The 12,907-nt window shown below is 58.8% G+C and carries 12 protein-coding genes; 8 read left to right on the top strand and 4 right to left on the bottom strand.

Going from position 1 to position 12,907, the window contains the following annotated elements:
- Positions 1-282: 282 nt before the first annotated feature.
- A complete protein-coding gene (locus tag ACEN93_RS25630; RefSeq protein ID WP_011333178.1) occupies positions 283-996 on the bottom strand; it encodes a UTRA domain-containing protein in 714 nt (237 codons plus the stop codon).
- Between the two features lie 352 nt (positions 997-1,348).
- On the opposite strand from ACEN93_RS25630, the gene ACEN93_RS25625 reads away from it, so the two are divergent.
- The 6 genes from ACEN93_RS25625 (at position 1,349) to ACEN93_RS25600 (ending at position 6,781) form a co-directional block, all read left to right on the top strand.
- Positions 1,349-2,413, top strand: coding sequence for an ABC transporter substrate-binding protein (locus tag ACEN93_RS25625; RefSeq protein ID WP_039769868.1), 1,065 nt, complete (start codon positions 1,349-1,351; stop codon positions 2,411-2,413).
- 181 nt (positions 2,414-2,594) lie between these two features.
- Entirely contained in the window at positions 2,595-3,401 is an 807-nt protein-coding gene (locus ACEN93_RS25620; RefSeq protein WP_495610660.1) for an alkaline phosphatase family protein, read from the top strand.
- Positions 3,398-4,243: an ABC transporter permease gene (locus ACEN93_RS25615; protein ID WP_495610659.1), complete on the top strand. Its 846-nt coding sequence runs from the start codon at positions 3,398-3,400 to the stop codon at positions 4,241-4,243. The genes ACEN93_RS25620 and ACEN93_RS25615 overlap by 4 nt, the downstream gene beginning before the upstream one ends.
- Positions 4,230-5,030: an ABC transporter permease gene (locus ACEN93_RS25610; RefSeq protein ID WP_039769862.1), complete on the top strand. Its 801-nt coding sequence runs from the start codon at positions 4,230-4,232 to the stop codon at positions 5,028-5,030. The genes ACEN93_RS25615 and ACEN93_RS25610 overlap by 14 nt, the downstream gene beginning before the upstream one ends.
- The gene (locus tag ACEN93_RS25605; protein ID WP_074687590.1) at positions 5,027-6,016 is read left to right on the top strand and encodes an ABC transporter ATP-binding protein; all 990 of its coding nucleotides are present in this window, start codon (positions 5,027-5,029) and stop codon (positions 6,014-6,016) included. Before ACEN93_RS25610 ends, ACEN93_RS25605 begins: the two co-directional genes overlap by 4 nt.
- A gap of 111 nt (positions 6,017-6,127) precedes the next feature.
- Positions 6,128-6,781 (top strand): HAD family hydrolase, encoded by a 654-nt coding sequence (locus ACEN93_RS25600; protein ID WP_039769860.1) that lies wholly within the window; start codon positions 6,128-6,130, stop codon positions 6,779-6,781.
- A 44-nt stretch (positions 6,782-6,825) separates the two neighbouring features.
- Here the strand turns inward: ACEN93_RS25600 and ACEN93_RS25595 are convergent, their stop codons facing one another.
- Complete coding sequence (locus ACEN93_RS25595) at positions 6,826-7,788, bottom strand: zinc-binding dehydrogenase (RefSeq protein ID WP_495610658.1); 963 nt, start codon at positions 7,786-7,788, stop codon at positions 6,826-6,828.
- 181 nt (positions 7,789-7,969) lie between these two features.
- On the opposite strand from ACEN93_RS25595, the gene ACEN93_RS25590 reads away from it, so the two are divergent.
- On the top strand, positions 7,970-10,054 hold the full coding sequence (locus ACEN93_RS25590) for a carboxy terminal-processing peptidase (protein WP_495610657.1): 2,085 nt from the start codon (positions 7,970-7,972) through the stop codon (positions 10,052-10,054).
- Between the two features lie 134 nt (positions 10,055-10,188).
- Complete coding sequence (locus ACEN93_RS25585; RefSeq protein WP_163974386.1) at positions 10,189-11,979, top strand: bifunctional diguanylate cyclase/phosphodiesterase; 1,791 nt, start codon at positions 10,189-10,191, stop codon at positions 11,977-11,979.
- A gap of 89 nt (positions 11,980-12,068) precedes the next feature.
- On the opposite strand, the gene ACEN93_RS25580 is transcribed toward ACEN93_RS25585, so the two are convergent.
- Both ACEN93_RS25580 and ACEN93_RS25575 read right to left on the bottom strand, forming a co-directional pair.
- Positions 12,069-12,485 carry a hypothetical protein gene (locus ACEN93_RS25580; protein WP_163974384.1) on the bottom strand — a complete coding sequence of 139 codons (417 nt, stop codon included), beginning with the start codon at positions 12,483-12,485 and terminating at the stop codon, positions 12,069-12,071.
- Positions 12,485-12,871 carry a hypothetical protein gene (locus ACEN93_RS25575; protein ID WP_239065540.1) on the bottom strand — a complete coding sequence of 129 codons (387 nt, stop codon included), beginning with the start codon at positions 12,869-12,871 and terminating at the stop codon, positions 12,485-12,487. Before ACEN93_RS25575 ends, ACEN93_RS25580 begins: the two co-directional genes overlap by 1 nt.
- Positions 12,872-12,907 lie beyond the last annotated feature (36 nt).

Raw genomic sequence — 12,907 nt, 5'->3', positions numbered from 1 at the left:
ATTTATCCGGGGGTGGGAGCGCAGCGACCGTGCGGCGCAGCCGCATGCATCGAGAGGAGGTGCAGCGAAGCAAACCGTAGGCGATGCCCCCGGATGAATCCCGGAACGAAGGAACACCGAGCCAAAGCGAGGTGCCGAACGCAGGGGCCCAGACCTTTGGTTCCTTTGGGGCGTTTGCCAAAGGGACTCGCTGTAAAAGCGAAACCGTCAGCGGCAGCACCCGAAGCAACGGATATTCACCCAAAACAACCCAAAACCTGGTCGGCCCAGCGGCCGCCAAGGTCAAACAACATCAACCCCGACGTGAATCGCATCATGCCGCCAAAACTCCAGATCACAATCAATCAACCGCCCAAACTGATCATAATTAACCCGAGCAATCCTCAACCCCGGACTCCCCACCGAAACCCGCAACGCCGCCGCCGCATCGACCGATAAAGACGTAGGCACAATCTCGAACCGCACCCGCCCATAGTGCAAATCGTAATGCCGCGCATACAGCTCGGTAATCGACTGATTCAGATCAAACTCCAGAATCCCCGGAAAAAACTGCGGATTCAGATAATGCTCCACATACAACACCAGCCGCCCATCGATCCGCCGCGACCGGCAAATCTGGATCACGCTCGACAACGCCGGCAACTGCAACCACGCACACACCGCCGCTGACGCCGGCTGCAACCGCGCCGAAATCACCTCGGTCGACGGCACCCGCCCCTGCGCACTGACCATCGCGTGAAAGTGACTGCGCTGCATCAGGTTGTAAGCCAGACGCGGCGGCGACACGAACCAGCCACGCCGCTCCTCGCGATAAATCTGCCCTTGCGCCTCCAGCTGCAACAAGGCTTCGCGTACCGTAATTCGCGTCGTGCCGAACAGCTCACTGAGCTTGCGCTCGGCCGGCAACTTGCTCCCCGCCGCCAGCAACCCATGGTCGAGTTGCTCCTGAAGGATCTGGCCAATCGCTGTCACCGCTTTTGTTGCCTCATCGCGCATCAACGTTACCTATCTGGACTAGACCAGCACTGTTTCGGGGCAAAACCGCACAGCAATCGTGCCGTCCGGTCGTTTTGCAAGCCTAGGCAGTGCAGATGACCGAGAGATGACAAAACTACCGAACGGTCGCCCTGACAACTTGCAATACATCGGCCAAGTCCCTTGCCCACCGGGACTTGGCGGGTGGTCTACGCTTACCGGGCACTCGCCGATACCGGAGATAGAAAAGGCTGGGTGAGCCATCGCCGACATCAAAGTGTCATCGAGTCCCCTTAAATTGGCTCAGGTATTGCTGACCTAGACCAACACAAACCGCAATCGCAGCGTTGAACACGACCCAAGGAGCTTTGGAATGAAACAGTTTTTCCTGGCATCACTGTTAGGCTCGACCATTGCCATGTGCACCGCCGCCATGGCGGCTGACGATCTGAAAACCCTCGAAGCCGCTGCGAAAGCGGAAGGCGCCGTCAACAGTGTCGGCATGCCCGATGACTGGGCCAACTGGAAAGGCACCTGGGAAGACCTGGCCAGGAAATACGGCCTGAAACACATCGACACCGACATGAGCTCGGCCCAGGAAATCGCCAAGTTCGCTGCCGAGAAAGACAACGCCACCGCCGACATCGGCGACGTCGGCGCGGCCTTCGGCCCGATCGCGGTCAAGCAAGGCGTGGTGCAACCGTACAAGCCGAGCACCTGGGATCAAGTGCCGGACTGGGCCAAGGACAAGGACGGCAACTGGGCACTGGCCTACACCGGCACCATCGCCTTCATCGTCAACAAGAAGCTGCTGCACGGCTCCGAAGTGCCGACCAAATGGGCTGACCTCAAGGGCGGCAAATACAAGGTTTCCATCGGTGACGTGAGCACTGCCGCGCAAGCTGCCAACGGCGTACTCGCCGCTGCACTGGCCAACGGCGGCGACGAGAAGAACATCCAGCCGGCCCTGCTGCTGTTCGCGGACATCGCCAAGCAGGGGCGCCTGTCGATGGCCAACCCGACCATTGCCACCATGGAAAAAGGCGAGATTGAAGTCGGCGTGGTCTGGGACTTCAACGGTCTGAGCTACAAGGCCAAGATGGCCAACCCGGATGACTACGTGGTGCTGATCCCGTCCGACGGCTCGGTGATTTCCGGCTACACCACAATCATCAACAAATACGCGAAGAACCCGAACGCCGCCAAGCTGACTCGCGAATACATCTTCAGCGACGCCGGCCAGACCAACCTCGCCCGCGGCAACGCTCGCCCGATCCGCGCCGAGCACCTGCAACTGCCGGAAGACGTGAAGGCCAAGCTGCTGCCGAACGAGCAGTACAAAAAGGTCACGCCGATCAAGGACGCCGATGCGTGGGAGAAAACCTCCAAGGCCCTGCCGCAGAAGTGGAATGAAGAAGTCATCGTCGAGATGAAGTAAGCCGGCGAATCACCGCTGTGTGATTTGTTGGAGATCCAAATGTGGGAGCGAGCCTGCTCGCGAATGCGCCGTCTCAGTCAACATCATCGTTGAGTGAACAACCGCCTTCGCGAGCAGGCTCGCTCCCACAGGGGATTGAGTTGATTTCGAGATAATTGAATTTCGCGGAGTTTTTGCCCCTATGAAGCACACCGTCATCCTTGTCGTGCTCGACGGCCTCAACTACGAGGTCGCGCGTCACGCCATGGGGCATCTGCAGGCTTACGTTGGCGCAGGACGCGCCGCGCTCTACCAGTTGGAGTGCGAGCTGCCGGCCCTGTCCCGACCACTTTACGAATGCATCCTCACGGGCGTGCCGCCGATCGACAGCGGCATCGTCCACAACAACGTCTCGCGCCTGTCCAACCAGCGCAGCATCTATCACTACGCCCGCGATGCCGGTCTGAAAACCGCCGCTGCGGCGTACCACTGGGTCAGTGAGCTGTACAACCGCTCGCCGTTCGTGGCGGCACGGGATCGGCATACCGATGACCCGACGCTACCGATCCAGCACGGCCACTTCTACTGGAACGATCACTACCCGGACTCGCACCTGTTCGCCGACGCGGAAAACCTGCGCCTGCGCCATGCACCGGACTTTCTGCTGATCCATCCGATGAACATCGACGACGCCGGGCACAAGCACGGCCTCGACACCCCGCAATACCGCAACAGCGCGCGCAGCGCCGACATCATCCTCGCCGACTACCTGCAAGGCTGGCTCGACGCCGGCTGCCAGGTGCTGGTGACCGCCGACCACGGCATGAACAACGACCGCTCGCACAACGGCCTGCTGCCGGAAGAGCGCCAGGTGCCGCTGTTCGTGATCGGTGATGCGTTCAGCCTGAACAGTGACGCTGCACCGAAGCAGACCGACATCTGCGGCACCGTCTGCGAACTGCTCGGCGTGCCCCACGACAAACCTGTATGCCGGGGGTTGCTCAAGTGAACTCAATAACTCGCGGCAAATGGCTGGCCGCCCTGTGCCTGGTGCCTTTCGCACTGTTCTTTATCGTGTTCGAAATCGCCCCGCTGATCTGGGTGATGATCAACAGCCTGCAATCGGAAGAATTCGGTTGGGGCTTTGCCAACTTCAGCAAGATCTTCAATTCGAAGTTCTATCTGCAGGCGATCCAGTACAGCCTCGAAATCAGTTTCTGGTCGAGTGTGTTCGGCATCATCATCGCGGTGCTGGGCGCCTACTCCCTGCGCCGGGTCGACTCGAAACTGCGCAACTTCGTCAACGCCTTCGCCAACATGACCAGCAACTTTGCCGGCGTGCCCCTGGCCTTCGCGTTCATCATCCTGCTCGGCTTCAACGGCAGCATCACCATCATGCTGAAGCAGGCCGGGATCATCGAGGACTTCAACCTGTATTCGAAAACCGGGCTGATCATCCTCTACACCTACTTCCAGATTCCCCTCGGCGTCTTGCTGCTGTACCCGGCATTCGACGCCCTGCGTGAAGACTGGCGCGAATCCGCCGCACTGCTCGGCGCCGACAGCTGGCAGTTCTGGCGCCACATCGGCCTGCCGGTACTGACCCCGGCCCTGCTCGGCACCTTCGTGATCCTGCTGGCCAACGCCCTCGGCGCCTACGCCACGGTCTACGCGCTGACCACCGGCAACTTCAACGTATTGCCGATCCGGATTGCGGCGATGGTCTCCGGCGACATTTCCCTCGATCCGAACCTGGCCAGTGCCCTGGCCGTGGTGCTGGTGGCGCTGATGACCCTGGTGACCGTCGTGCATCAACTGCTGCTGAAGAGGAGCTACCATGTCTCGCGCTGAATCCGGACCGGCCGGCGTCTACCACCGCGTCGTGGTCTATCTGTTGTTCGCCATCCTGCTGCTGCCGCTGGTGGGCACGCTGATCTATTCGATCGCCAGCAGTTGGTCGGCCACCATCCTGCCCAGCGGTTTCACCTTCAAGTGGTACCTCCAGCTGTGGAGCGATCCGCGTTTTCTGCACGCCTTCGGCCAGTCGTTGCTGGTGTGCGTCGGCGCGCTGTTCCTGTCGGTGGTGCTGATCCTGCCGCTGCTGTTCGTGGTGCATTACCACTTCCCGAAACTCGATGCGCTGATGAACATCCTGATCCTGCTGCCCTTTGCGGTGCCGCCGGTGGTGTCGTCGGTGGGGCTGTTGCAGCTCTACGGTTCCGGGCCGTTCGCGATGGTCGGCACGCCGTGGATCCTGATCGGTTGCTACTTCACCGTGGCGCTGCCGTTCATGTACCGGGCGATCACCAACAACCTGCAAGCGATCAATCTGCGCGACCTGATGGACGCTGCCCAACTGCTCGGGGCCAGCACCTTTCAGGCAGCCTTCCTGGTGGTGCTGCCGAACCTGCGCAAAGGCCTGATGGTCGCGTTGCTGCTGTCGTTCTCGTTCCTGTTCGGTGAGTTCGTGTTCGCCAACATCCTGGTCGGCACCCGCTACGAGACCCTGCAGGTCTACCTCAACAACATGCGCAACAGCAGCGGCCACTTCACCAGCGCGCTGGTGATCTCCTACTTCTTTTTCGTGCTGGTCCTGACCTGGGTCGCCAACATCTTGAACAAGGACAAAAGCGAATGAGCTATGTCAGCGTCCAACACCTGCAAAAAAACTACGCCGGCACCACGGTGTTCAGCGACATCAACTGCGAAATCCAGAAGGGTGAATTCGTCACCCTGCTCGGCCCGTCCGGTTGCGGCAAATCCACCCTGCTGCGTTGCATCGCCGGGCTGACGCCGGTGGATGGCGGCAAGATTCTGCTCGATGGTGTCGACATCGTGCCGCTTACCCCGCAGAAACGCGGGATCGGCATGGTGTTCCAGAGCTACGCGCTGTTCCCCAACATGACCGTCGAACAAAACGTCGCCTTCGGCTTGCGCATGCAAAAGGTCAACACCGACGACAGCCACAAGCGAGTTGCCGAGGTGTTGAAACTGGTTGAACTCAACGATTTCGCCAGCCGCTATCCGCATCAGCTGTCCGGCGGTCAATGCCAACGTGTCGCCCTCGCCCGCTCGCTGGTGACCCGTCCGCGCCTTTTGCTGCTGGATGAACCGCTGTCGGCCCTTGATGCGCGGATTCGCAAACACCTGCGCGAACAGATCCGTCAGATCCAGCGCGAACTCGGCCTGACCACGATTTTCGTCACTCACGATCAGGAAGAAGCCCTGACCATGTCTGACCGGATTTTCCTGATGAATCAGGGAAAGATCGTACAAAGCGGCGATGCCGAAACCCTCTACACCGCGCCCGTCGACGTATTCGCCGCCGGCTTCATCGGCAACTACAACCTGCTGGATGCCGAGAGTGCGTCGAAGCTGTTGCAACGGCCGATCAACCACCGCATCGCGATTCGCCCGGAGGCCATCGAACTCAGCCTCAACGGGGAGCCCGACGCGCAAATCCGCAGCCACAGCCTGCTGGGCAACGTGATTCGCTACCGCGTCGAAGCTCGGGGTGTGGAACTGGTGGTGGATGTGCTCAACCGCTCGGCGGCGGATCTGCATCCCGACGGTCAGCGCCTGTCACTTTCCATCGATCCCACCGCCCTGTGTGAGGTAGCTTGAAAACAGCTGCAAGCTGCGAGCTACAAGCTTCAAGCTGTAGACTGCGGCATACCTGATTCCAATTCTTGCTGCTCGAAGCTTGTAGCTTGCAGCTGTTCTCGGAGAGAACCGATGGCTCTGGCAATTTTTGATCTGGACGACACCCTGATCCACGGCGACTGCGCCACCCTCTGGTGCGAGCAGATGGGGCGCCTGGGCTGGGTCGATCCTGAGTCGTTCATGCGCAGGAACAACGAGCTGATGGACGCCTACAGCCATGGCAAGTTGCGCATGGAAGACTATATGGACTTCAGCCTCGAACCGATGATCGGGCGTACCCCGGAGGAGGTCGAGCATCTGGTCGGGCCTTGGGTGGAAGACTTCATCGAGCCGATCATCTTCAGCGACGCCACCAAGACCATCGCCGCTCACCGTAAGGCCGGCGACCGAATCCTGGTGATCTCGGCCTCGGGCACGCACCTGGTCAAACCCATCGCCGAGCGACTGGGCATCGACGAGGTCCTGGCAATCGAGCTGGAAGTGGCGCACGGCGTATTCAGCGGCCACACCGTGGGCACCCTGACCTACCGCGAAGGCAAGATCACCCGTCTGCTGGAATGGCTGGATGCCGAAGAGGAAAACCTTGAGGGCGCGAGTTTCTATTCCGACTCACGCAATGATCTGCCGCTGCTGTTGAAAGTGGATTACCCACATGTGGTCAACCCGGATCCGGTGTTGCTGGCAGAGGCCGAGAAATCCGGCTGGCCGATCCACCTCTGGAAATAGGCAATTGGCTTGTGGGAGCAGCCTGCTCCCACAACCGTCGATGATCAGTTCAGGCTTTCGTCGATCACCAGCACCAACTTCCCTGCCACCGTGTTGCTCGCCAGCTCGGCGAAGGCAGCCTCGGCATCCTTGATCGGGAACGTCCTGGCCAGTTGCGGCTTCAGGCGACCTTCGGAAAACAGCGGCCACACGTGCTGGCTCAGATCGCTGAACAGATCCGCCTTGAACTGATCGTCACGGCTGCGTAGGGTCGAACCCAGCAGTTGCACGCGCTTGGCCAGCACCTGGGCCAGATCCAGTTTTGCCTCGCGGCCGCCCATCAGGCCGATCAGCACCCAGCGTCCGTCCTGCGCCATCAGCTTGAGATTCAATGCCGAATAGTTGCCGCCCACCGGATCCAGAATCACATCGAACGGCCCGAAATCCCGCAGGCTTTCCAGGTCGTCGGTGCGCACCACCCCGCCCTGAGCACCCAGCGATTCGCAATAGACCAAGCGCTCCGCCGAACCGACGCTGACCCAGCACGGATTGCCGAAAGCCTTGCACAGTTGAATGGCGGCCGAGCCGATGCCACTGGCTCCGGCGTGCAGAAGAATTTTCTCACCCGGTTTGAGCGCCCCAAGTTGAAACACATTCAGCCAGACGGTCGCGTACACCTCGGGCAAGCCAGCGGCCTCGATCAGGGATACACCTTCCGGAACCGGCAGCACATGCCGTCCGTCGACGACCACTTCTTCGGCCATCCCGCCCCCGGCCAGCAAGGCGCAGACCCGGTCACCGACCTGCCAGGACGATCCTGCACCGACCTCGCTTATCACCCCGGAACACTCAAGACCCAGCACCTGGCTGGCACCCGGAGGGGGTGGATAAAGTCCTGCTTTCTGTAATAAATCCGCGCGATTGAGGCCCGCTGCCGCCACCCGAATGCGAACTTGTCCTACATCGCATGTAGGACTCGGTTCATCAACCCATGCCACTTGACCTTCAACGCCTTGCAATGCCTTCACAGTGCCTCCATAGTGAGTCTGGACTGAGCCCGAAGCTGTAGCGCCGGGCTTTTTGCATTATGCGACCGGCCCTGGGGTCTGAACGAACGCTTAACAGCAGTTATCGTACAGAGCGTAGCGGTACCGGCGACTTCAAAGACGGCCTAATATGCGTTATCAATTGTCCCCGCGTCGAATCAGCATGAAGCATCTGCTCCCCAGCACCGCCCTCGCTCTTTTCATCGGTATCGGTCTGTTGCCGGTGTCGGGCACCACATTCGCAGCCAACAGCTGGGACAAGTTACAGCCTGATCGCGACGAAGTGATCGCCAGTCTGAACGTCGTCGAGTTGCTCAAGCGTCACCACTACAGCAAGCCGCCGCTCGACGATGCGCGCTCGGTGATCATCTACGACAGCTACATCAAGCTGCTCGACCCGTCGCGCAGCTATTTCATGGCCAGCGACATCGCCGAATTCGACAAGTGGAAGACCCAGTTCGACGACTTCCTCAAGAGCGGCGACCTCAACGCCGGGTTCACCATCTACAAGCGCTATCTGGATCGCGTGAAGGCGCGTCTGGACTTCGCCCTTGCCGAGCTGAACAAAGGCGTCGACAAGATGGACTTCACCACCAAGGAAACCTTGCTGATCGATCGCAAGGACGCTCCGTGGCTCAAGTCCACCGCCGAACTCGATGACCTGTGGCGCAAACGCGTCAAGGACGAAGTGCTGCGGCAGAAGATCGCCGGCAAAGAGCCGAAGCAGATCCAGGAAACCCTGACCAAACGCTACAAGAATCAACTGGCGCGTCTGGACCAGACCCGCGCCGAAGACATCTTCCAGGCGTACATCAACACCTTCGCCATGTCTTACGATCCGCACACCAACTATCTGTCGCCGGATAACGCGGAGAACTTCGACATCAACATGAGCCTGTCCCTCGAGGGCATCGGCGCCGTGTTGCAGAGCGACAACGATCAGGTGAAAGTCGTGCGTCTGGTGCCGGCAGGCCCGGCCGACAAGACCAAGCAGGTTGCTCCGGCCGACAAGATCATCGGCGTTGCCCAGGGCAACAAAGAGATGGTCGACGTGGTCGGCTGGCGTCTGGACGAAGTGGTCAAGCTGATCCGTGGCCCGAAAGGCACCGTGGTTCGTCTGGAAGTCATCCCGGCCAGCAATGCGCCGAACGACCAGACCAGCAAGATCGTGCCGATTACCCGCGAAGCGGTGAAGCTCGAAGACCAGGCCGTGAAGAAGTCCGTGCTGAACCTGAAACAGGACGGCAAGGACTACAAGCTCGGCGTGATCGAGATTCCGGCGTTCTACCTCGACTTCAAGGCCTTCCGTGCCGGCGATCCGGACTACAAGAGCACCACGCGCGACGTCAAGAAGCTGCTGACCGAACTGCAGAAAGAGAAAGTCGACGGCGTGGTGATCGACCTGCGCAACAACGGCGGCGGCTCCCTGCAGGAAGCCACCGAGCTGACCAGCCTGTTCATCGACAAAGGCCCTACCGTGCTCGTGCGTAACGCCGATGGCCGGGTCGATGTACTTGAAGATGAAAACCCGGGCGCGTTCTACAAAGGCCCGATGGCGCTGCTGGTCAACCGCCTGTCCGCCTCGGCTTCGGAGATTTTCGCCGGCGCCATGCAGGACTATCACCGTGCGCTGATCATCGGTGGCCAGACCTTCGGCAAAGGCACCGTGCAGACCATCCAGCCGCTGAACCACGGCGAACTGAAACTGACCCTGGCCAAGTTCTACCGGGTTTCCGGCCAGAGCACCCAGCATCAGGGCGTACTGCCGGACATCGATTACCCGTCGATCATCGACACCAAGGAAATCGGCGAAAGCGCCCTGCCGGAAGCCATGCCGTGGGACACCATCCGCGCAGCGATCAAACCGGCGAGCGATCCGTTCAAGCCGTACCTGGCCCAGCTGAAATCCGAGCATGACAGCCGTTCCGCCAAGGACGCGGAGTTTGTGTTCATCCGTGACAAGCTGGCCCTGGCGCAGAAGCTGCTGGAAGAAAAAACCGTCAGCCTCAATGAAGCCGAACGCCGTGCCCAGCACGCCGACATCGACGCCAAGCAACTGGCGATGGAGAACATCCGTCGCAAGGCCAAAGGCGAAGAACCGCTCAAAGAGCTGAAGAAAGAAGACGATGACGCCCTGGCGGCCGCCGAGCCGGACAAGGTCAAACCGGAAGACGACGCCTACCTGAGCGAGACCGGGCGCGTGTTGCTGGATTACCTGAAGCTGAGCAACCAGGTCGCAAAGAAGTAAGGTGATGGCAATTTAATGCTGACGATCCCCGGATCGTCATCAAACAGTCATCATTCTGTCGTGCAATAAAGGACTGGGAGCGGTTCTCTTCATCGAGAACGCTCCCAGTCCTTTTTTTATCGCCAGAGATTGCCATGACCACGACCGAACAGCTGAGTGCCTTGAGCTCGATCCTGACTCAAAGCGGTTTACACAGCCTGTTCCAGCCGATCATTTGCCTCTCCGAACGGCGCATTCTCGGCTACGAAGCCCTGACCCGCGGCCCGTCCAACAGCCCGCTGCACTCCCCCATCGCCCTGTTCGCCGTGGCCCGCCAGGCCGGACGCTTGAGTGAACTGGAAATCGCCTGCCGCCAAAGTGCCTGTCGTCGTTTCAACGAACAGCAGTTGCCGGGCAAGCTGTTTCTCAACGTCTCTCCCGAATCCCTGCTCGAAGCGGCGCACCAACCGGGGCGTACGCTGCAATTGCTGCAGGACTTTGGCATCCCGCCGAGCCAGGTGGTCATCGAACTTACCGAACAGACGCCGATCGATGATTTCCAGTTGCTGCAGACCGCACTGCATCACTATCGGGCGATGGGGTTTTCGATTGCCCTCGATGATCTTGGCGCCGGTTATTCGAGCCTGCGTCTGTGGTCGGAGTTGCGGCCGGATTACGTGAAGATCGACCGGCACTTCATCGACGGCATTCATCAGGATGCATTGAAACGCGAGTTTGTCGGATCGATCCTGCAAATCGCCAAGGCCTCGCGGGCCCAGGTAATCGCCGAAGGCATCGAGTTGCCGGAAGAACTGGCGGTGCTGACCGAAATGGGTGTGGATCTGGTACAGGGCTACCTGCTCGGGCGCCCTCAGGAACACCCGCCGCGCGATGCCCGCGCCTTGATGCCCAAGCACGACAGCAGCGCCGTGGCGTTGAATGACGAAGGCAGCGACCTCAGCGCCCTGCTCAACGATCAACCCGCCGTGAATCGCGACACACCGACCGCCACCGTACTGGAGGCTTTCCGCCGCCAGGCCAACCTCAACTCGCTGGCGGTGCTCGATGAACAGGGCCAACCGTGCGGCATCGTTCATCGTCACTCGTTGTCCGATGCGCTGCTCAAACCCTTTGCCACCGACCTGTTCGCCCGCAAACCGATCAGCCGCCTGATGAACGACGACTTCCTCGCCGTGGAAATGAGCCAGTCGCTGCAACAGGTCAGCCGCCTGATCACCAGCCGCGCCCGCCAACGCATCGAAGAGGATTTCATCATCACCCTCAACGGCAGCTACCTGGGCCTGGGCCGGGTGATTGACGTGCTCAAACTGATCACCGAACTGAAAATCCAGCAGGCCCGCTATGCCAATCCGCTGACCTTGCTGCCGGGGAATGTGCCGATTCAGCAATGTTTGACGAGGTTGCTGCAGCAGGGGCGCGAGTCGGTCATTTGCTATGTCGACATCGACAGTTTCAAACCCTTTAACGATATCTACGGGTATGGACGTGGGGATGAGGTGCTGCTGTGTCTGGCGCAATGCCTCAACGAACGCGTCGACCCGTCTCGCGACTTTGTCGGGCATATTGGAGGGGACGATTTTCTGTTGGTGCTCGGCCCGGAGGATTGGCGCAAACGACTTAACCAGTTGCTGGATGATTTCCAGAGCCAATGCCGACGGTTTTATCGTCCCGAACACCTTGAGGCTGGGTGTTTTGTTGCGCCTAACCGCCAGGGTATACGACAGGAGTTTCCGTTGCTGTCACTGTCCATTGGCGTGGTGCATTTGCATCCTGAAGCGTGTGCACAACTGGATGCGAGTCAGTTGGCAGAGATGGCTTCGCAGGCGAAGCATCATGCGAAGAATGTTCCGGGGTATAGCGTGCATTTGATTGATAGCCTGTTCGCGGAGGCACCTGTAGAAGCACTTACACTCGGACATCGTTGATTCAACTTCACCGAATCTCATTCAGTCAGCATCTTTACCCTATGAATGCCCCCAAAGCTTACAAAATCGCAGCGAGCACCAAGTCGCGCCTACCAAGTTGATGAGTCTTCCTGACTGGCTTTGTAAAGCTCGTCTATCCATGCTTCGGATAACTGAAAGTACATGCCTTCGAAAAATGCCCTTGGATCACTTATCTCATCCCAGCCGTCTGGTAGCAAGGAGTGAGAGTATGGATCATGCTCCAGCACCTCTTGAAAGACATTACCACTCCCTTCAAGCGCCTCTCCCAACACAGCAAACAAAACGAACTTATGCCGATAGCTCAGTTTCGAGAACCGCTTGATGACGTACTTGGATATTAAAATACTTCTGTCTGATGGATCCTCAGGATCGTAGGCAGCCAGCGTCTCACCCAAGCTCTCTTCGCGATCATACGTATCAAACCCACCGAGAAAGTGAGACAACCTCGGACGATAAGGAATATCAAGATAAGGGTGCATCAACATTATGCTTTCTCTATCGGATAAAGAGCCCAAGGCTCCAGCGTCTCGAAATCAAATTTCATTTCAAAGCCGTTCATTTCAGAAATGTAGCGTGGATCAGATGGATCTGCAGGATTTGGCTCATATCCTTCACCAATATTTTCAGTTTCCATTCTCACCACCAGATTTCCCATACTATCCTCTCCAGTGAAACTGGGCATTTTTCTGGACTCTCTTGTCATCGCCTCGTTATATGCATTCATCTGTGCTTTGTGACTCAAAAAGCGAGAGCTGTGAACACCTCGGAACTTTTTAACTTTAGGAGCTGCCTCCTCATTTAACTCCTGTTTATTATTAGCAGACTCTTCAACTTCCTGAAACTGGAGCTTCGCCCTTTGCTTCACAAACACCCCTATACCTTTACAACAAAAACAAAACCCTTGATA

Source organism: Pseudomonas sp. Pseusp21, assembly GCF_059492145.1.
Note: the sequence above shows the minus strand (reverse complement) of the source record. Positions and strands in the feature narration are given on the sequence as shown.

Excerpts from the sequence above, each read along its gene's own strand:
- ACEN93_RS25590 (WP_495610657.1), top strand. The coding sequence starts at position 7,970 with ATGAAGCATCTGCTCCCCAGCACCGCCCTCGCTCTTTTCATCGGTATC.
- ACEN93_RS25585 (WP_163974386.1), top strand. The coding sequence starts at position 10,189 with ATGACCACGACCGAACAGCTGAGTGCCTTGAGCTCGATCCTGACTCAA.
- ACEN93_RS25580 (WP_163974384.1), bottom strand. The coding sequence starts at position 12,485 with ATGTTGATGCACCCTTATCTTGATATTCCTTATCGTCCGAGGTTGTCT.
- ACEN93_RS25610 (WP_039769862.1), top strand. The coding sequence starts at position 4,230 with ATGTCTCGCGCTGAATCCGGACCGGCCGGCGTCTACCACCGCGTCGTG.
- ACEN93_RS25605 (WP_074687590.1), top strand. The coding sequence starts at position 5,027 with ATGAGCTATGTCAGCGTCCAACACCTGCAAAAAAACTACGCCGGCACC.
- ACEN93_RS25625 (WP_039769868.1), top strand. The coding sequence starts at position 1,349 with ATGAAACAGTTTTTCCTGGCATCACTGTTAGGCTCGACCATTGCCATG.
- ACEN93_RS25620 (WP_495610660.1), top strand. The coding sequence starts at position 2,595 with ATGAAGCACACCGTCATCCTTGTCGTGCTCGACGGCCTCAACTACGAG.
- ACEN93_RS25630 (WP_011333178.1), bottom strand. The coding sequence starts at position 996 with ATGCGCGATGAGGCAACAAAAGCGGTGACAGCGATTGGCCAGATCCTT.
- ACEN93_RS25600 (WP_039769860.1), top strand. The coding sequence starts at position 6,128 with ATGGCTCTGGCAATTTTTGATCTGGACGACACCCTGATCCACGGCGAC.